At 68.1% G+C, this 17,936-nt stretch carries 14 protein-coding genes; 9 read left to right on the plus strand and 5 right to left on the minus strand.

All coding sequences use genetic code 11. From position 1 onward, the window contains the following. The first annotated feature begins 27 nt into the window (after nt 1-27). Complete coding sequence (locus H074_RS04585; RefSeq protein WP_051071881.1) at nt 28-1,461, plus strand: amidase; 1,434 nt, start codon at nt 28-30, stop codon at nt 1,459-1,461. Here H074_RS04585 and H074_RS04590 read toward each other — a convergent pair. The 4 genes from H074_RS04590 to H074_RS04605 all read right to left on the minus strand — a co-directional run bounded on the left by H074_RS04590 (nt 1,438) and on the right by H074_RS04605 (nt 6,936). After that, on the minus strand, nt 1,438-2,559 hold the full coding sequence (locus H074_RS04590; RefSeq protein ID WP_007028849.1) for a coiled-coil domain-containing protein: 1,122 nt from the start codon (nt 2,557-2,559) through the stop codon (nt 1,438-1,440). The two genes, H074_RS04585 and H074_RS04590, sit on opposite strands and share 24 nt — an antisense overlap. A 118-nt stretch (nt 2,560-2,677) precedes the next feature. Next, nucleotides 2,678-4,669, minus strand: a complete 1,992-nt coding sequence (locus H074_RS04595) for an SDR family oxidoreductase (RefSeq protein WP_007028850.1) — start codon at nt 4,667-4,669, stop codon at nt 2,678-2,680. A gap of 98 nt (nt 4,670-4,767) precedes the next feature. Then, nucleotides 4,768-5,454, minus strand: coding sequence for a class F sortase (locus tag H074_RS04600; RefSeq protein WP_007028851.1), 687 nt, complete (start codon nt 5,452-5,454; stop codon nt 4,768-4,770). 12 nt (nt 5,455-5,466) lie between these two features. Continuing rightward, nucleotides 5,467-6,936, minus strand: coding sequence for a SpaA isopeptide-forming pilin-related protein (locus H074_RS04605; RefSeq protein ID WP_007028852.1), 1,470 nt, complete (start codon nt 6,934-6,936; stop codon nt 5,467-5,469). A 314-nt stretch (nt 6,937-7,250) separates the two neighbouring features. Between H074_RS04605 and H074_RS04610 the strand changes: the two genes are divergently transcribed. The 5 genes from H074_RS04610 to H074_RS04630 all read left to right on the plus strand — a co-directional run bounded on the left by H074_RS04610 (nt 7,251) and on the right by H074_RS04630 (nt 12,648). Beyond that, nucleotides 7,251-8,087 carry a Bax inhibitor-1/YccA family protein gene (locus H074_RS04610; protein ID WP_007028853.1) on the plus strand — a complete coding sequence of 279 codons (837 nt, stop codon included), beginning with the start codon at nt 7,251-7,253 and terminating at the stop codon, nt 8,085-8,087. A gap of 73 nt (nt 8,088-8,160) precedes the next feature. After that, nucleotides 8,161-8,694 carry an LppU/SCO3897 family protein gene (locus tag H074_RS04615; RefSeq protein WP_039921457.1) on the plus strand — a complete coding sequence of 178 codons (534 nt, stop codon included), beginning with the start codon at nt 8,161-8,163 and terminating at the stop codon, nt 8,692-8,694. Nucleotides 8,695-8,805: 111 nt separating this feature from the next. Then, complete coding sequence (locus H074_RS04620) at nt 8,806-9,402, plus strand: LppU/SCO3897 family protein (RefSeq protein WP_235096656.1); 597 nt, start codon at nt 8,806-8,808, stop codon at nt 9,400-9,402. Between the two features lie 209 nt (nt 9,403-9,611). After that, nucleotides 9,612-10,880 carry a YeeE/YedE family protein gene (locus H074_RS04625; RefSeq protein ID WP_007028856.1) on the plus strand — a complete coding sequence of 423 codons (1,269 nt, stop codon included), beginning with the start codon at nt 9,612-9,614 and terminating at the stop codon, nt 10,878-10,880. 232 nt (nt 10,881-11,112) lie between these two features. Then, nucleotides 11,113-12,648, plus strand: coding sequence for a DHA2 family efflux MFS transporter permease subunit (locus H074_RS04630; RefSeq protein ID WP_007028857.1), 1,536 nt, complete (start codon nt 11,113-11,115; stop codon nt 12,646-12,648). 94 nt (nt 12,649-12,742) lie between these two features. Here the strand turns inward: H074_RS04630 and H074_RS04635 are convergent, their stop codons facing one another. After that, nucleotides 12,743-13,963 carry an acetyl-CoA C-acetyltransferase gene (locus H074_RS04635; protein ID WP_007028858.1) on the minus strand — a complete coding sequence of 407 codons (1,221 nt, stop codon included), beginning with the start codon at nt 13,961-13,963 and terminating at the stop codon, nt 12,743-12,745. A 181-nt stretch (nt 13,964-14,144) separates the two neighbouring features. Between H074_RS04635 and H074_RS04640 the strand changes: the two genes are divergently transcribed. The 3 genes from H074_RS04640 (at nt 14,145) to H074_RS04650 (ending at nt 17,860) form a co-directional block, all read left to right on the plus strand. Next, on the plus strand, nt 14,145-15,515 hold the full coding sequence (locus H074_RS04640) for a cystathionine beta-synthase (protein ID WP_007028859.1): 1,371 nt from the start codon (nt 14,145-14,147) through the stop codon (nt 15,513-15,515). A gap of 233 nt (nt 15,516-15,748) precedes the next feature. Next, complete coding sequence (locus tag H074_RS04645; protein WP_007028860.1) at nt 15,749-17,146, plus strand: hypothetical protein; 1,398 nt, start codon at nt 15,749-15,751, stop codon at nt 17,144-17,146. A 153-nt stretch (nt 17,147-17,299) separates the two neighbouring features. After that, entirely contained in the window at nt 17,300-17,860 is a 561-nt protein-coding gene (locus H074_RS04650; RefSeq protein WP_007028861.1) for a hypothetical protein, read from the plus strand. Nucleotides 17,861-17,936: the final 76 nt, after the last annotated feature.

Below are 17,936 nucleotides of genomic sequence, written 5' to 3' on the forward strand. Positions count from 1 at the left end.
CTTCGCCACCCATTCTACAGTGCGGGGATGGTCAAGACGGCAGTGGAAATCGCGGCGGCTGTGCGTGCCAAGGAACTCGACCCGGTCCAGGTGACTCGTGAGGCGTTGGCCCGGATCGCGGCGGCGGACGGGGTGGTCGGTGCGTTCCGCCGGGTCAGGGCCGAGGAGGCACTCGCCGAGGCCGCCGCCGTCGCCGAACGTGCGGACCTGGCCGACCTGCCCTTGGCCGGGGTGCCGGTCGCGGTCAAGGACGTCGTTCCGGTCGAGGGCGAATACGCCTCGTGGGGGTCGCGTGGGGGTTCGTCGGCGCTGTCCACAGAGGACGGTGAGATAGCGCGGCGGCTACGCGCGGCAGGCGCGGTGATCGTCGGCCTGACCCGGGTACCGGAGCTGTGTATCTGGCCATCGAGCGACGATCCGGACGGGGTAGCGCGTAATCCGCGCAACCCGTCCTACGCCGCCGGCGGTTCGTCAGGCGGGAGTGCCGCGGCCGTCGCGTCCGGACTGGTGCCCATCGCGCACGGCACGGACGGGTTGGGCTCGATCCGGCTGCCGTCCGCGATGTGCGGGATCGTCGGTCTCAAGCCGGGTAAGGGCGTGGTCCGTGTACCGGGGGAGGACGGCTGGTTCGGCCTGTCCACGCACGGTCCGATGACGACCACCGTTGCCGACGCCGCCGTGCTGATGTCGGTGCTCGCCGAACAGCCCGGCCTGGCGGACGTCTCCGACCCGAAGCGGTCCCGCATCGCCCTGTCGACTCACGTCCCGTTGACGAGGGCGCCGCTGCCGCGCGCGTTCAGCCGAGCCGTCACGCGAGCCGGAGAGCTGTTCCGTGCGGCTGGGCACACTGTTGCGCCCGGAACGCCCCGGTACAGCGCAGGAGCGATCGGTGGTCTCCTCGCGCGCTGGGTCGCGGGTCCGGCCGAACAAGCGACCGAGTTCGATCTCGGCGCACTCCAACCCCGGACCCGTACACACGTCCGGCTCGGGCGGCTGATGGCCAAACGTGTCCGAGAGAGCACCAGGGAGCTCTGGCTGGAGCGTGCCGAAGAGTTCTTCGCCGACCATGATGTCCTGGTCACGCCCATGATCGCGACTCTCCCGCTCAAGGCACGCACGTGGCATGAAAGCCGTTGGATCGCCAATGTGCTGCCATCCGCGCGTGTGGCGGGTTTCGCCGGCCTGTGGAATCTCGCGGGCTATCCGGCGATGTCGGTGCCGGTCGGTGTACACCCCTCGGGCATTCCGGCCTGCGTTCAGCTCGTCGCCGCGCCCGGCGGGGAAGCACTCCTCCTGGGCCTCGCCGCCCAGCTCGAAGCGGCCAATCCCTGGCCCCGCACCACCGCCTCCTGCCAGCGCCCGAAAGAGAGCAAGGGACCTTTGCTATCACTCTCCAAAAGAGAGCGGCAGCAAAGGTCCCTTGCTACTTCGCGCTGGTCAGGAGCCGGTTTTGGCCGGTGACGGCTTTTGCCCGTTCGCCTTCGGGCCGTTCTGTTCGCTCTGTCCGTTCTTCGGCGCAGTGGCGGCAGGCGCCGAAGAAGCGGGCTTGGCGGGAGCGGGTTTGGCGGCGGCCGGGGCGGTGGCCTTCGACGCGGGCGGCTCGGCGGGCTTGCCTGCCGGCTTCGTCTCCTCGGCCTTGCTGTCGCCACCGACGAGCTTCGAAGCGTGCGGGATCACCGACTCCTCAGGCAGGGCCGCGAGCATCGCCTCACTGCCCTTGAGGACCTCGTCGGCCTGCATGAGGCTCTTGCGGGCCTGCTCGCGGATCTCCGCCAGCCGCTCGACCTTCCGCTGGGCGGCTGTCGTGCGCTGGGCGGCTGTCGTCGTTGCCTCGTCGAGCCGGCGCTTGGCCTCGGCTGTCGCCTCGTCGATGCGGCGCTTCGCCTCCGCGGTGGCCTCGGCGATCCGGCGTTCGGCCTGGTTTTTGCTGGCCGTCTGCTGGTCGGCGATGTGCTTCTCGTGCGACGCGCGCTGAGCCGCGATCGTCTGCTCGAACTCGCGCTCGATCTTCCGGCGCTTGCGCTCGGCCTCGTTGTCCAGCAATTCCCGGCGCTGGGCGGCCTCGACGGTCAACCGCTGGACCTCGGCCCGCGTCTCGGCGAGGGCGGATTCGTGCTCGGAATGCAGCGCGTCCGCCTGCTTGTCCAGCTCGGCGACGAGCCGCGTGTAGCGTTCACGGAGCTTCTTCGAAGCCTCGCTCGACGACGCCCAGTGTTTCTCGGCGGCGACCTCGGCACGCTTCGTGATCTCATCCGCACGCGCCTGCGCGAGCGTGACGGTGCGCTGCATCCGCTCGTCGAGGTCTTCGAGCCGCTCCGGTGGTTTCTTCAGCTCCTCGATCCTGGCGTTCAGCTTCGCCACCTCGTGGCGGACGGTTTCGAGTTCGCGCGTGGCCGATGTCGCCTGCGCGATCGCGGCGTCGCGGTCGGTGATCACGCGATGCAGCTGGGCTTCGAGGTGATCCAGATACTGGCGCACTTCGTTCCGGTCGAAGCCGTGCCAGGCCTGGGTGTACTCGCGCCGCAGGGGCAACAGGCCGTTGTCTCGCTCGGGAACCATGGCCACGACGGTACCTGCGTACTCGGGGTCGCCGTTGTCAGGCTTGGCGATTCACCGACGTGTGTCGTCTCTCAGCTGCGATCCCTCACCTGAACGGCCGCCACCCGTGTGCGCAGTGTCACCAATGGAAGCCGCGGCTGAGCCGGGCGAGCGCCATCGCCGCACGAGACAGATGCTGCTCGCCCTTCCCGATCTTGAGCCCGCCCTCGCCGCCCGCGGCCGCGGAATCCGGGAACACGCGGAATCCTTGGTAGGCCACGGCATCCGTGAGCCCCGGCGTGAGCGTGTATGCGAGCCCGATCGCCTGCCCGGCGGGCGTGCCGATGTGCTTCGGGCGTTCCCTCAGCGCCTTCATCACCATGTCCGCGGCCTGATCCGGGGATTTGGTCGGAAACGCGTCATAGATCTTCGTCGGCCGGATCATCGGCGTGCGCACGAGTGGCATGTGAATGGTCGTGAAGGTGATTCCGTCACCGTGGGTCTCGGTCGCGGCGATCCGGGAGAAATAGTCCAAAGCGGCCTTCGACGCCGCGTACGCAGAAAAGCGCGGCGCGATTCCTTGCACGCCGATCGACGAGACGTTGACGATATGCCCGAATTTCCGCTCGGACATATGCGGCAGCACCGCGAGGATCAACCGCACCGCGCCGAAGTAGTTGATCGCCATCGCGCGTTCGTAGTCGTGGAACCGGTCGTACGACAGTTTGATCGACCGCCGGATCGAACGGCCCGCGTTGTTCACGAGCATGTCGATCCGGCCGTGCTCGGCGAGCATCGCGTCGACGGCCTTGTGCACCGATTCCTCGTCGGTCAGGTCGGCCGGGTACACCGACGCCGTGCCGCCCGCGGCGATGATCTCGTCCCGAACCTCTTCGAGTTCGTGCCGGCGCCGCGCCACGAGCAGTGGTACCCCGCCGGCGGCCGCGACCTTGATCGCGGTCGCCCGGCCGATGCCCGAAGACGCGCCGGTGATGATCACGCGGCGGCCGTCCAGTTCACCGCGCGGGCCGTGCTTGCGGGCGCGGAACGGGTCCAGGTGCTCACGCCAGTAGCGCCACAGGGTGGGCGCGTAGTCCTCGATCCTGGGTACCTCGACGCCTGAACCGATCAGTGCCTTGCGTGTCGACGCCGACGAGAACACCGACGGGAACGCCATGGTCTCCAGCAGCACCGGCGGAATGCCGAGCCGCTCCATCACGGCGTCGCGCGCGATCGTGAAGCCGGGGATGTGCTCGCTCAGTTTCACCAGGTTGACGATGCCCTTGGACACGCGTTCGTTGAGCTGTACGGAAATGGTCGGCGCGCCCGCAGCCTTCGCGAAGGCGTTGTAGACCGAGACGACCGGCTGGGGTTCCGGGTTGACCAGGTGGAACGCGCGCCCGTCGAGGCCCTTCGTGGTGATCAGGGCGTTCAGCGACTCGGCGACGTAGTCGACCGGGACGACGTTGGTGTCGCCGAGGTCGGGGCCGACGATCGGCACGTCGGGCAGCCCGGCCAGCCTGCTGATCGCGGGGAACAGGTAGTACGGGCCGTCGATCTTGTCCATCTCGCCGGTCTCGGAGTTCCCGACGACGACCGCGGGCCGGTACACCCGCCACGGCACGTCGTGCTGCTCGCGCACGAGCCGCTCCGCCTCGAACTTCGTGCGGTGGTACGGCGTGACGAGCCGCTGGCCGACGTCGAACATCTCCTCGGTGAACATGCCCTCGTGGTCCCCGGCGACGGCGACCGAGGACACGTGGTGCAGACAGCCCGCGTTCAGATCGGCGGCGAGCGCGATCACCTGCGCGGTGCCTTCGACGTTGGCCTTGATGCTGGCTTCGTCGTCGGCGGTGAGGTCGTAAAGGGCGGCGAGGTGCACGACGTGATCGACACCGCGAAGCTTCTCTCGGTCCTCTTCGCCGATGCCGAGCAGAGGTTCGCCGAGATCACCGGTGACGAGGGTGACACGTTCCGGATGCGGCCAGGCGTTCACGAGTTTCGCGAGTTTGTCCCGTGAGGACTCGCGGACGACGAGCGCGACCTTGTCGACGTCCTCCCTGGCGAGCAGCAGCCGGGTGAATTGGCGCCCGATCAGTCCGGTCGCCCCGGTCACCAGAAAAGTCGCCATCTGCTTCACCCTTCACCGTGCTCGCCCGTCCACAGGCATTCTGCTGCATTGTCACGGTGAGGACCACCGCCGCGTCCCGTGAAGTTACTCACGGGTAACTAGGCGGGGTCGGCGATGACCACCCGGTTCTCGGCGTAGCCGGTCTCCCCGCCCACCCAGCGGCCGCCGCAGGTGACGAGGACTATCCGATGTGGACCGGACTGGCCGAACAGCTCGTCCGCCCGCTGCGGCAGTTCGTTCTTCTTCAGCGTGATCAGCTGGGAAACCTTGTACTGCCAGGGTTTCCCGGCCTTGTCGACCACGGTGACGGTGCCGCCGATCCGCTCGGTCCACAGTTCCGCGAACGGACCCGTCGCGCCCTTCCAGTTCACGTGGCCGGCGAACACGCTCGCGCCGGTGGCCGCGCTCAGCTCGGCGCCCCACCAGGTCACCTCGCCGAGGTTCTCCGGCACCGGAAGCTCCGCGCCCGGCCCGAGTTCCTTGCGCACGAGTTTCGCCGCGCCGCCCGCGGGCAGCCGGATCGTCCCCGGTCCCTGCGGTTTCGGGGCTTCAGGCTCCTTCGACGACGGCGGCGGGGCGGCCGTCGGCGTCGTGGGGACGATGTCCGGTGGAGGCGGGACCTCCTGCTGTGCGGGAGCGGCGGGCGCGCCGCCCGCGACAGCGACGGAGACGGGCTGAGCCGTCCCCGTCACCACGGTCGTCGGCGGCCAGATGAGTAAGGCCGCGACGAGGTCCGCGCACAGGACCGTGACGGCTCCCAGCGCGAACCCACGTCGTACTGACATTCCAGAACCCTCTTAGCGTCGCGAAGACCGCCGCGCGGCCACGCCCACCATCATCGAACCGAGCAGCGCGAGCGCGCCGACACCGAGGATGCCGGCGGTCGACGCCGAGGTCTCGACGGTGCCCTGCATCATCGCCACCGGCCGGTCGCCGGCGGGGATGGTGCGCGGTACCTCGTTGGGCGTGTTGGCGACCTTGAGCGCCAGCGTCTCACCCGGTTTGATCTCACCGCAGGCGGACGGCGGATTCTTCGGGTCGAACGCGTTGGTGTAACCCGGCGGCGCGCTGACCTCGACCACGCAGATCTCCTGCGGGGTCCGCAGATTCTCCACGGTGACCGTGCCGTTCTCGCCCTCGGTGGTGACGACGGCGGGCTTGCCGTCAGCGCCGTTGAGCGGCTTGCCGTCGTGGCCGACGGCGGCCGTGGACTTGTCCTTGGCGGTGATCCGCAGCGCGGCGCCCGCGATGCCCTTGCCGGTCTTCGCGTCGACCTTGGTCACCTGGACTTTGCCCGGCTTCGAGACGACTGCGACACCCTGGGCCTTCAGTTCCTTCTCGCCGCCGGTCGAGACGACCTTCTGCACCCCGGTCTCGACCGGGAACTGCACGTACGGCCGGTCCGCGGGGGCGGACAGCGAGCTGGCCAGCTTCGGCTGGTCACCGGTCGGAGTCACCTTGACCGTGACGGTGCCGTCCTCGCCCGTTTTCACCGTGGTGGCCTTCTCGGCTTTGGCGTTCGAGGTCGACGCGGGCGTGGTGCTCTCGTCACTGTCGACGGTCGCGTTCGACGGAGTGAGCTGCACGGGCACGCCGGAGACGCCCTTGCCGTTGGCGTTCTTGACGCTGATCGTCCACTCGCCCGCGGTGCCGATGTGCTGGTCTTCCTTCGGCGGCGCGATCGCGGTGGTCCACGGGCCGCGGTTGGCCTCGGCGTCCTTGGTCAGCTTCTCGACGGCCGTGGCGGCGTCGGCGTGCTGTGCCTTCAGCTTGTCCAGGTGGCTCTGGACGTCGTAGCCGATCTTCTCCGGAGGAAGGCTCGGTTTGAGGTCGTCGGCGGAACGCGGCTTCGACGTCCACGAGTGCAGCAGGTGCGCGAGCGCCGCGGCCTCGGCCTTGTCCTGGGTGCCGCCGTAACGCAGCAGCAGGTAGGAGATGTTGGCGGCGGTGTCCTCGGGGAGCTTCGCGCCCCACTTGTCGAGGAGTTCGTCACCGGGTTTGTACTTCTCGTCCGTGTTCGGCGCCTTCAACTGGAAGGAGACGCAGAACACGTGCTTGCCGTTGACGACGTAGGAGCCGAGCCAGTCCCGTGTTCTCTGCTTGCCGCCGACCGTTTGGCCGGGCGTGACCTCGTAGCCGACGCCTTCTTCCTTGGCGGCCGAGGCCGGTGTCGCCGCGACGGTTGCGGACAAGGCGCCGAGGAGGCACGTCGCGATCAGGCTGGTCAAGGCGCGCGAACGCACGCTCGGGCGTGTGGTCCACCCCATGGTGTGTTGACTCCTTTGGCCGTGCTCCGCCCCGGCGCATTTACGTCGGCGCAGGTCACACGATCGATAGGTTCCCCGACACGCCTTCGGTGATTGTCCGAACACGCAACGTGGAGGGTGACGTGTGATCAGCGGTTTTGGCAATAGGGCATCAGGTGGGGTATCGGTGAACGGTCGGTGATCTCCGCCGCATACGGTGTGGGAGATGGTCGTCGCGCCGATTGTGAGTAAAGTCGTCTTTACTTCGACGGGAACCGGGCGGCCCACGCGGTCGTTGAACCCGATGCAGGTGCCAGTAGATCCAGGAGGATCAGGTGCGATCCAGTAGCAACCCGGCGTTCCGGAACCTGCCGCGCGGCGCGGCGGAGTACGGACCCAACGTAGGCTTCAACCAACCCCAGGGCGGCGTGCCCGGCTACGGCCCTCCGCAGACCTCCGCCGGCGCCGACGACCGTCCGATGACCGTCGACGACGTCGTCATCAAGACGGCGCTGAGCCTCGGCACCGCGCTGGTGACCGGTGTGCTCACCGCGATCTGGGCCATCAGCCAGATCCCGGTTTCGGCGTCCGGCAAGATCACAGGCATACCGGGCTCCGTCATCGGCTTGCTCGTCGGCGGCATGATCGTCGGCCTCGTGATCTCGCTCGTGATCATCTTCAAGCAGAAGCCGAGCGGCCCGCTCACGCTCGCGTACTCGGCTGCCGAGGGTGTTTTCCTCGGTGCGATCAGCGGTCTGTTCGAAGCGCTCTACCCGGGGATCGCGATCCAGGCGATCATCGGTACCGCGGGTGTGTTCATCGCGATGCTGGTCGTCTACAAGACCGGTGCGGTCAAGGTCACCCCGAAGCTGACCAAGTGGATCATCGGCGCCGTCGTCGGCGTCGCGATCCTGATGCTGGTCAACCTCATCACCAGCTTCTTCGGTTTCAACCCGCTGCGTGACGGCGGGCCGATCGCGATCATCTTCAGCCTCGTGGTGATCGGTGTCGCGGCGTTCAGCTTCCTGCTCGACTTCGACCAGGCCGACCGGATGATCCGTGAAGGCATGCCGTCGAAGTGGGCGTGGTTCGCCGCCTTCGGCCTGATGACCACCTTGGTCTGGCTGTACCTCGAGATCCTGCGGCTGCTTTCGTACTTCCAAAACGATTGACGCAGATTCTTCGCGGATGGGCGCTCCGAGCGATCGGGGCGCCCTTTTCCGTTGCCGCGAATACCCTGGCCCCATGACCGAGCACAGCGGCGGACCCGCCAGGCCGAGGCGTTCCCTATGGTTCTGGGTGGGCATCCTGGTGCCGGTCGCGATCGTGGTGCTCAGCGCGTCGTCGTGGATCGTCGGGTACCTCTCGAACACCGACGACGTCCGGGTGGGCGACTGCTACGCGATCACCACGTTCGGCGACGTCGACGCGGATCCGGCCAAGGTGGACTGTGGTTCGATCGAGGCCAACGCGAAGGCGGGGGCGAAGACCGACGCCGGCGGTGCGTGCCCGGCTGGCGAGTACGACCAGCTCGTCGTCGACAAGACGTTCGCCTCGTACAAGCTCTGCATGATGATCAACGCGAAGCAGGGCGACTGCCTCGAGAACTTCCTCGCCGACAGCGTGGCCTATCAGAAGGTTCCCTGCTCGGATCCCGCGAGGGACGCGGAGGTGCTGAAGGTGGTCGACGGTGTCATGACCTGTGACGACACGGAAGCGACTCATCTCAAGAGTTACTCGACGCCTCCCTCGACGGTCTGTGTGAAGAGCACCAAATAGTGGCCTCGACCTGAGGTTTTCACTCTTTTGGGGGGTCGGTCCGTGGGGTTGATCACGATGAGTGTTTGATACCGGGGTTCTCATTCCTCTTCACACCTGTGAGGTTTCTCGGTGACCACTTCCCAGCCGGCCCCTGGGGGCCAAATGCCGGTGGGACAGCCCGACGCTTTCGGTCCGCCGCCCGGCGGTCAGCCGATGGCGCCCAAGCGCTCCAAGATCGGTTGGCTGCGCTTCGCCATTCCGGTGCTCGTCGTCTTGATCGGCGGCGGCCTATTCCTCTTCAACTACTTCACCGGGACTGGCAGCGCCCAAGCCGGCGACTGCCTGAGCGTGACCGAGTTCTCGAGGAAGGCCGACGACCCGAAGAAGATCGATTGCGGCGCGCCGGAGGCGAACGTCAAGATCGGCGCACGTGTGGCCGGCGACGAGTCCTGCCCGGAGGGCGACTACGACACCATCTCGATGACGGGCCGGATGTCGTACAAGTTGTGCCTGATCATCAACGTCAAACAGGGCGACTGTCTCAAGGGCTTCAAGTCGGACACCGCCGGCTACCAGAAGGTGTCCTGCACCGACCCCGCCAAGGATGCGGAACTGGTGAAGATCGCCAACGCCGCGGACAAGGCGTCCTGTGAGGGGACCGAAGCCACGCTGGTGGCGACGTACTCGACGCCTCCGACGACACTCTGCCTCAAGACGGCGGAGTAAGCCCAAGCGCGTGAAGGCCCCCTTCTCTCGGATCGGCAGAGGGAAGGGGGCCTTCACGCGTATCAGGGGAGCAAGGGACCTTTGCTACCACTGCCATCCGGCCCTGCGCGCACCTCCGTTCGTCGCACAGTGTGGGACGGGCTGCGATCGGGCGGTCACCGGTCCTAACGTTGCTCGTCCCCCACCCCGCCGATCGATCTGGAGTCCTGGTGGCGACGACGGAAACCCAAACCGGTGAGAAGAAGCTCCTCGACTTCCCGACCTCCTGCGCCGCCCCGGTCCCGCAGCCGGAGGAGCCGGTCAAGGTCGTGCCGCTGGCTGTCGCGGGTGCCCTCGCGATCGGACTGACCTGGTACGTCTGGGCGACGCACGGGGCGAAGTTCGGTGTCCTGCTCATCCTCGGCCTGCTGCTCGGCCTCGCGCTCTTCCATTCCCGGTTCGGGTTCACCTCGGCCTGGCGCCGGCTGATCGCGGTCGGCAACGGCCAGGGCCTGCGGGCGCACACGCTGCTGCTCGGCACGGCCGCGACGTTGATCGCGCTGATCGTCGGCACGGGATCCGGCATGTTCGGCAGCAAACCGAACCCGGTGGCGGGCGGGCTGGGGCTCGCGCTGTTCGTCGGCGCGACGATCTTCGCCATCGGCATGCAGTTAGGTGGCGCGTGCGCTTCGGGAACGCTGTTCGCGGTCGGTTCCGGGCAGTCGACGATCGTGCTGACCCTCGGCGGGTTCATCACCGGGTCGGTCCTCTACACGTGGGCGTATCCGCTGCTTTCGGGCTGGCCCGAGTTCAAGGGGATCCTGCTCGCCGACCACGTCGGCTGGTTCGGTTCGTGGGCGATCACCGTCGCCGTCCTCGCCGCGATCGTGCTGGGCACCCGGTTCGTGCAGAAGCGCCGCAACCCGCCGCCGGTCGACGTCGTCCCGACCGCGCGCGGTTTGGCCCGGATCTACCGCGGCTCCTGGCCGGTCCTCGTCGGCGCCGTCGTCCTCGGGGTGCTGGCGGGGGCCGTGTTCCTCGTCTCCGGAGGGATCTGGGGAGTCACGAGCGCGTTCAGCCTGTGGGGCGCCAAGATCCTGCAGGTGTTCGGCCTGCACCCGGAGACCTGGGAGTTCTGGCGGCTCAAGGCGAACGCGGCTTCGCTGGCCGGGCCGATCTGGAAGGACAAGAACAGCCTCACCGACATCGGCATCATGATCGGCGCGGGTGTCGCCGCCGCGGCGGCGGGCGCGTGGAAGATCCACAGCTCGATCCCGTGGCGGACCGCCGTCGCCGCGGTGCTCGGCGGGATCCTGATGGGCGTCGGCGCGCGGATGGCGGGCGGCTGCAACATCGGCGCCTACCTCGGCGGTATCTCGGTCGGCAGCCTGCACGGCTGGCTGTGGGGCGTCTTCGCGCTCGGCGGCACCTGGATCGGGCTCAAGCTGCGGCCGCTGTTCGGTCTCGGCAACCCGGCACCGACGGACAGCGTCTGCTGATCACTCTTCGTGACAGTCCGTATGCGGACCTGCCCTTTAGGTTCGCGTACGAGGAAAAAGTTGGCAGGTAAAACCTGTGTTCGGCTACCCTCGGCTACATGCCTGAGCTTGTTCATTAATGCACAAGCTCGGTTGGGGAAGGCTCGGCGCTGTGCCGGGCGTCGATTCCGTAGTCGCGACCACGGGGGTTGTCGCGTCCCGGGGAACACTGAGCATCAGGGACGGATTTTTCATGTCAACGCAAAGCCCGGCCGCGCCGGGCGGCGACAAACTCGACGCGGGCGTACTCAAGGTCGCCGGCGTCGTCATCCTCGGCGCGATCATGGCGATCCTCGACACGACGGTCGTCAACGTCGCGCTCCAGAAACTGACCATCGAGTTCCAGACCTCGTTCGACACCATCCAGTGGATCGCGACCGGCTACATGCTCGCCCTGGCGACGGTCATTCCGATCACCGGCTGGGCCTCGGACCGGTTCGGCACCAAGCGGCTCTACATGACCGCGATCGGGCTGTTCCTGATCGGGTCGATGCTCGCCGGCATGGCCTGGGACGTCGAATCGCTGATCATCTTCCGGGTCCTGCAGGGCTTCGGCGGCGGCATGCTGATGCCCGCCGGTATGACGATCCTGACCAGGGCCGCCGGACCGCACCGGATCGGGCGGGTGATGGGGGTGCTCGGGGTGCCGATGCTGCTCGGCCCGATCGGCGGCCCGATCCTCGGCGGCTGGCTGGTCGACGCGGTGAGCTGGCGCTGGATCTTCTACATCAACGTGCCGATCGGCCTGATCACCATGGCCATGGCGTGGCGCCTGCTGCCGAAGGACCGGCCGGAGCCCAGCGAGCGGTTCGACTTCATCGGCATGCTGATGGTCTCGCCGGGCCTGGCGGCACTGATCTTCGGTGTTTCGAACATCCCCGCGGCGGGCGGTGTCGGCGCGGTGGACGTCTGGCTGCCCGCGCTGGCCGGGATCGCGTTGCTGGTGGCGTTCGTGTTCCGGGCGAACCAGGTGGCGAACCCGCTGCTCGACCTGAAGCTGTTCAAGAACCGGTCGTTCTCCGTCGCCATGGTGACGATGACCTTCTTCTGCGTCGCGTTCTTCGGCGCGATGCTGCTCCTGCCGACGTACTTCGTGCTGGCGCGCGGTGAATCGGCGATGAACGCCGGGCTGCTGCTCGCCCCGCAGGGATTCGGCGCGATGCTGACCATGCCGATCGCGGGCCGGTTCGCGGACAAGATCGGCGCGCGGAAGATCGTGCTGCCGGGGCTCGTGCTGATGCTCGCCGGATTGATCGCCTTCACCCAGATCACCGCGGCGACGCCGTACTGGCTGCTGCTTTCGGCGCTGTTCGTGATGGGGCTCGGCATGGGCGCGACGATGATGCCGATCACCTCGGCCGCGTTGCAGACGCTCAAGTCGCAGGACATGGCGAAGGCGTCGACGGCGACGAACATCCTGCAGCAGACCGCGGGGGCGATCGGTTCGGCGGTGCTGTCGATCATCCTGGCGGCGTTGCTGGCGGGGAAGTTCGGCGTGCCGACCGCGCAGGGGCAGTTGGCCGCGACCGCGGCGGTGATGAACCCGGCGACGCGCGAAACGGCCGCGGGGCTGACCGCGGACGCGTTCTCGACGACGTTCCTGTGGTCGATGATCCTGCTCGCGCTGTGCCTGATCCCGGCGGCGTTCCTGCCGAAGACCAAGCCGGCGCTGCCTGAGGGTGCGGTCGACGGCGAGGTCTCCGCGGCCCCGCCGATCATGACCCACTAGGCCCGGAAGGGAGCAAGGGACCTTTGCTCGCGTTCGTTAGCACACTAACCAACGCGAGCAAAGGTTCCTTGCTCTATTTCTGCAGGTCAGAGGGTCAGGAGAGGCGCTCCAGGACCATCGCCATGCCCTGGCCGCCGCCGACGCACATCGTCTCGAGGCCGAACTGCTTGTCGTGGTGCCGCAGCGAGTTGATCAGCGTCGAGGTGATCCGCGCGCCGGTCATGCCGAACGGGTGGCCGACGGCGATCGCGCCGCCGTTGACGTTCAGCTTGTCGAGGTCGATCCCGAGGTCCTTGTACGACGGGATGACCTGCGCGGCGAACGCCTCGTTGATCTCCACGAGATCGATGTCACCGATCGACATCCCGGCACGCTCGAGCGCCCGCTTCGACGCCTCGACCGGGCCGTAGCCCATGATCTCCGGCGACAGTCCCGAAACACCGGTCGAGACGACGCGGGCGAGTGGCGTGAGACCGAGTTCCTTCGCCTTGGTGTCGGACATGATGATCACCGCGGCCGCGCCGTCGTTGAGCGGGCAGCAGTTGCCCGCGGTGATCCGGCCGTCGGGGCGGAAGACCGGCTTGAGGCCGGAGACGCCTTCGAGGGTGACGCCGGCGCGCGGGCCGTCGTCCTTCGAGACCACGGTGCCGTCCGGCAGGGTCACCGGCGTGATGTCCTTGGCCCAGAAGCCGTCCGCGATGGCCTTCTCGGCGAGGTTCTGCGAGCGGACGCCGAACTCGTCCATCTCCTCGCGCGAAACGTTCTTGAGACGCGCAAGGTTTTCGGCGGTCTGGCCCATCGCGATGTAGACGTCCGGCAGTGCGCCGTTCTCGCGCGGGTCGGTCCAGCTGTCGGCGCCCTCGGCCGCGACCTGCGCGGTGCGGGCCTCGGCGTCGGCGAACAGCGGATTGTGCGTGTTCGGCCAGGAATCCGAGCTGCCGTTGGCGAAGCGGGAAACCGTTTCGACGCCGGCGGAGATGAACACGTCGCCTTCGCCAGCCTTGATCGCGTGCAGCGCCATGCGGGTGGTCTGAAGGCTGGAGGAGCAGTATCGCGTGATCGTGCAGCCGGGCAGGTGGTCGTAGCCGAGTTCGACGGCGACGGCACGGCCCATGTTGAAACCTTGCTCGCCGCCGGGGAGACCACAGCCCAGCATGAGGTCTTCGATCTGCGTCGGGTCCAGTTCGGGGACCTTGTCGAGCGCGGCGCGGACCATCTGCACGGTGAGGTCGTCCGGGCGGATGCTCACCAGCGATCCCTTGCCGGCGCGGCCGATCGGGGATCGGGCGGTGGAGACGATGACGGCTTCGGGCATGGAACGACACTCCCTTGTTTTCGATCCAGACACGCGCTAAGCGGTTGCTCACCTCGCATCCTCCACCGGAGGGAGGTGCGGGTCAAAGGCGAACGCGATCCACGCCACTCTTCAGAAGTGCGGTTCTCACCCCGCCCGGTTGAGTGGACACATCGCGACCTGCGGCGTTTAGGCTGTCAGAGTGGAATACGTCGAGCACATCGTGGACCTCGTGGGCAACACCCCTCTGGTCAAGCTGAACGCACTGGCAGAGGGGCTGCAACCGCTCATCCTGGCCAAGGTCGAGTACGTCAACCCCGGCGGCAGCGTCAAGGACCGCATCGCGCTGCGGATGATCGAAGCCGCGGAGCGTTCCGGCGCGCTGAAGCCCGGCGGCACCATCGTCGAGCCGACGTCCGGCAACACCGGCGTCGGGCTGGCCATGGTGGCGCAGCGCAAGGGATACAAGTGCGTGTTCGTCTGCCCGGACAAGGTCAGCGAGGACAAGCGCAACGTGCTCAAGGCCTACGGCGCCCGCGTCGTGGTCTGCCCGACCGCGGTGGCGCCGGAGCACCCTGACTCGTACTACAACGTCTCCGATCGCCTCGTGCGCGAGATCGAGGGCGCCTGGAAGCCGAACCAGTACGCCAACCCGGAGAACCCCGCCAGCCACTACCACTCGACCGGCCCGGAACTCTGGAGCCAGACCGAGGGCAAGATCACGCACTTCGTCGCGGGCGTCGGCACAGGCGGCACGATCTCGGGCACCGGCAAGTACCTCAAGGAGGTCAGCGACGGCCGCGTCCAGGTCATCGGCGCGGACCCCGAGGGCTCGGTGTACTCCGGCGGGACCGGGCGGCCGTACCTGGTAGAGGGCGTCGGCGAGGACTTCTGGCCGGACACCTACGACCGGAACATCGCCGACCGGATCATCGCGGTTTCGGACGCCGACTCCTTCGACATCACCCGTCGCCTCGCGCTCGAAGAGGGCCTGCTCGTCGGCGGTTCGTGCGGCATGGCCGTCGCCGCCGCGCTCAAGCTCGCCGAGGGCCTCGGCCCGGACGACGTCGTCGTCGTGCTCCTGCCCGACGGCGGCCGCGGCTACCTCACCAAGGTGTTCAACGACAGCTGGATGTCCTCCTACGGCTTCCTGCCGCCGGACTCCAGCGGCGCGACCGTCGGCGACGTCCTGATGAAGAAGAGCGGCTCGCTGCCCAGCCTCGTGCACAGCCACCCGAACGAGACCGTCGCCGAAGCGGTGGCGATCCTTTCGGAGTTCGGCGTCAGCCAGATGCCCGTGGTCAGCGCGGAACCGCCGGTCATGGCGGCCGAAGTCGTCGGCGCGGTCAACGAACGCGACCTGCTCGAAGCACTCTTCACCGGCAAGGCCCAGCTGGCCGACCGGCTCGAGCAGCACATGTCGCCGCCGCTGCCGACGATCGGCGCCGGTGAACAGGTGAGCGCGGCGATGAACGCGCTCACGGGCGCGGACGGCGCTCTGGTGCTGGTCGACGGCAAGCCGGCGGGCGTCGTCACCCGGCAGGACCTGCTCGCGTTTCTCGCCGGACGGTAAAGAGGCATTTCATCGGATGGCCGGGCCGGGGCGTTACGAGCGGCCCACCCGGCTATCCGATAGCGTGTCGAGTGAGTTGAACTTTTATGTCCTCGTCAAGGGGGTTCAAGACCCAAATGAGTGCTCCGCAGCCACCGAATCAGCCTTGGGGTGGCGCCCAGCCACCGCAGGGACCCCCGAGTGGCCCTCAGCCGCAGCAAGACAACCCGTTCGGTTCCCCGGAGCCGACCCAGGTGGTGCAGCCCGGTCAGCCGGCCCAGCCCGATTACGGGCAACCGCAGTACGGACAGCAGCCCTCCTATGAGCAGCAGCCCCAGGGTGGTGGGTTCGGCGACACGCCGGAGCCCACGCAGGTCGTGCAGCCGGTCCAGCCGGGTTCCGGTGACGCGAACGCGACCCAGGTCGTGCAGCCGGTGAGTGGTGGCGGGGAAAGCCCCACCGCCGAATCCACCCAGCTCGTGCCACCGGGTTCGCAGCCGCCCGCCATCCCGTATGCCCCGCCGCCGAGCGCGGCCGACAACCCGGCGGCCGGTGCCTACGGCGCCCAGGGTGGCGGTTTCGGTCAGCAGCAGGGCTTCGGCGGGCCCCAGCAGGGCGGGTTCGACCCGTCGCAAGGCCAGCAGCAGCCTGGTTTCGGCCAGCCGCAGCAGGGCTTCGGCGGACCGCCGCAGGGCGGTTTCGGCCAGCAGCCCGGTTTCGGTGGACCGCCGCAGGGCTACAGCCCCGCCGCCTCCGGCGGTGGCGGCGGGAACCCGATGTTCGGGTTCATCGCCGGTGGTGTGGTGGCGTTGCTCGGCCTGATCGCTTTGATCGTGTCGTTCGTCTACTTCGGTGACGCCAGCGACTACTCGAAGCTCTTCGACAGCGTTCCGAACCAGGAACAGGTCGACAAGTTCCTCGACGAGGCCGGCGTGGCCGGTCCGGGCGCCACCTGGTTCTACGTGATCATGCTCCTGGTGGGCTCGCTCGTTTCGCTCGCCGGCGGTGTCGGGCTCGCCCTCGCGGGCAAGCTCCCGGGGACGGTGAAGAAGATCGCGCCGATCGTCGTCGCCGCCGGTGGCGCGCTCCTGGTGCTGTTCGGTGTCCTCCTGATCAGCGGTTCGACCCCGTCGTCGGACTTCCTGGACAAGCTGCCGCCTTCCGCCAGGGGCGACGCCGGTATCGGCGGCGGCCTGCTGCACCTGCTCCTCGGCATCGTGATCCTGATCGTCGGCGTGCTGGGCCTGATCCCGGCCACCGCGCAGTTCGTCGGTCTCGGCGGCGGCGGTTCGGTCCTGGGTGCCCCGCAGAGCGGCCAGCCCGGCGGTTTCGGTGGCCCGCCGCAGGGTGGCTTCGGTCAGCCCGGTCAGTACGGCCAGCCGCAGCCGGGCGGCTTCGGTCAGCCCGGTCAGCCCCTTCCGTCTTCGGGTGGTTTCCCGCAGCAGGGTCAGCCCGGTGGTTTCGGGCAGCAGCCGGGCCAGCAGGGTCCCCCCAGCGGCGGGTTCGCCCAGCCGGGGCAGCCGCAGGGTGGATTCGGCCAGCCTCCGCAGCAGCCCGGTGGTTTCGGGCAGCAGCCCGGTCAGCAGGGTCCGCCCAGCGGCGGTTTCGGCCAGCCGGGCCAGCAGCCCGGTCAGCCCCCGCAGCAGTGGTGATTCGCCGCCACTGAACGGTTTCGTTCGGAACACCCCCGGCCCGCGGCCGGGGGTGTTCTGTTTTCGCCGGGGTATGCCGAATCGCCTGCCACGGCCAGGGCCCGCGGGCTAGGGTGAGCGCCGTTAACCGCACACCTGGCCGACGGGAGCGACGTGACCGGTCCGTACGGATATCCCGCCCAGCAGCCCGGACCGCCAAGTTTCGGGTATCCCGCGCAGCAGGCCAGGCCGTCCGGGGCGACGGCGATCATCGCCGCGGTGCTCGGCCTCGTCGGGTCCCTCGCGTCCGGTTTCATCCCGATCCGCTACTTCATCGAGCTCCCGTCGGGGTTCAGCCTCTCGAACCTGCCCGGATTCGCGCTCGTCGAGCTGGTGCTGTACCTGGTCGCCGCTTTGTTCCTGCTGATGGGCGCGCTGGCGACCTTCTTCCGTTCGCTGATCGGCGCCATCCTGCTGATCCTCGGCTCGCTGCTCGCCATCTTGGCGGTCGTGCTGGAGCCGATCGCGTTCCGCGTGCCGTACCGGATCCATCTCGACATCCTGCTCCGGTTCGCGACCTTCGACGGCGTTCTCCGGCTGGCCATGGTGGTGTTCGGTCTGGTGGCGCTGCTGCTGGCGGTTCTTCCGCCGACGTTCAGGTACCTGCGCTGGCGGCCCGCCCCGATCCAGCCGTATCGGCCGCAGAATCAGTTTCCCCAGCAGGGTGGATGGTGAGATCCTGAGACTTCCGGCTCGGCTTGGGGGAGTTCGATGAGTCAGAACCAGTCTTCGGGGACCGCGATCGGCGCGG

This window comes from Amycolatopsis decaplanina DSM 44594 (genome assembly GCF_000342005.1).
Classification (GTDB): domain Bacteria; phylum Actinomycetota; class Actinomycetes; order Mycobacteriales; family Pseudonocardiaceae; genus Amycolatopsis; species Amycolatopsis decaplanina.

Bases quoted from the DNA above. Each gene is read 5' to 3' on its own strand.
- H074_RS04585 (WP_051071881.1), top strand. From the start codon at position 28: ATGGTCAAGACGGCAGTGGAAATCGCGGCGGCTGTGCGTGCCAAGGAA.
- H074_RS04590 (WP_007028849.1), bottom strand. From the start codon at position 2,559: ATGGTTCCCGAGCGAGACAACGGCCTGTTGCCCCTGCGGCGCGAGTAC.
- H074_RS04595 (WP_007028850.1), bottom strand. From the start codon at position 4,669: ATGGCGACTTTTCTGGTGACCGGGGCGACCGGACTGATCGGGCGCCAA.
- H074_RS04600 (WP_007028851.1), bottom strand. From the start codon at position 5,454: ATGTCAGTACGACGTGGGTTCGCGCTGGGAGCCGTCACGGTCCTGTGC.
- H074_RS04605 (WP_007028852.1), bottom strand. From the start codon at position 6,936: ATGGGGTGGACCACACGCCCGAGCGTGCGTTCGCGCGCCTTGACCAGC.
- H074_RS04615 (WP_039921457.1), top strand. From the start codon at position 8,161: ATGACCGAGCACAGCGGCGGACCCGCCAGGCCGAGGCGTTCCCTATGG.
- H074_RS04630 (WP_007028857.1), top strand. From the start codon at position 11,113: ATGTCAACGCAAAGCCCGGCCGCGCCGGGCGGCGACAAACTCGACGCG.
- H074_RS04635 (WP_007028858.1), bottom strand. From the start codon at position 13,963: ATGCCCGAAGCCGTCATCGTCTCCACCGCCCGATCCCCGATCGGCCGC.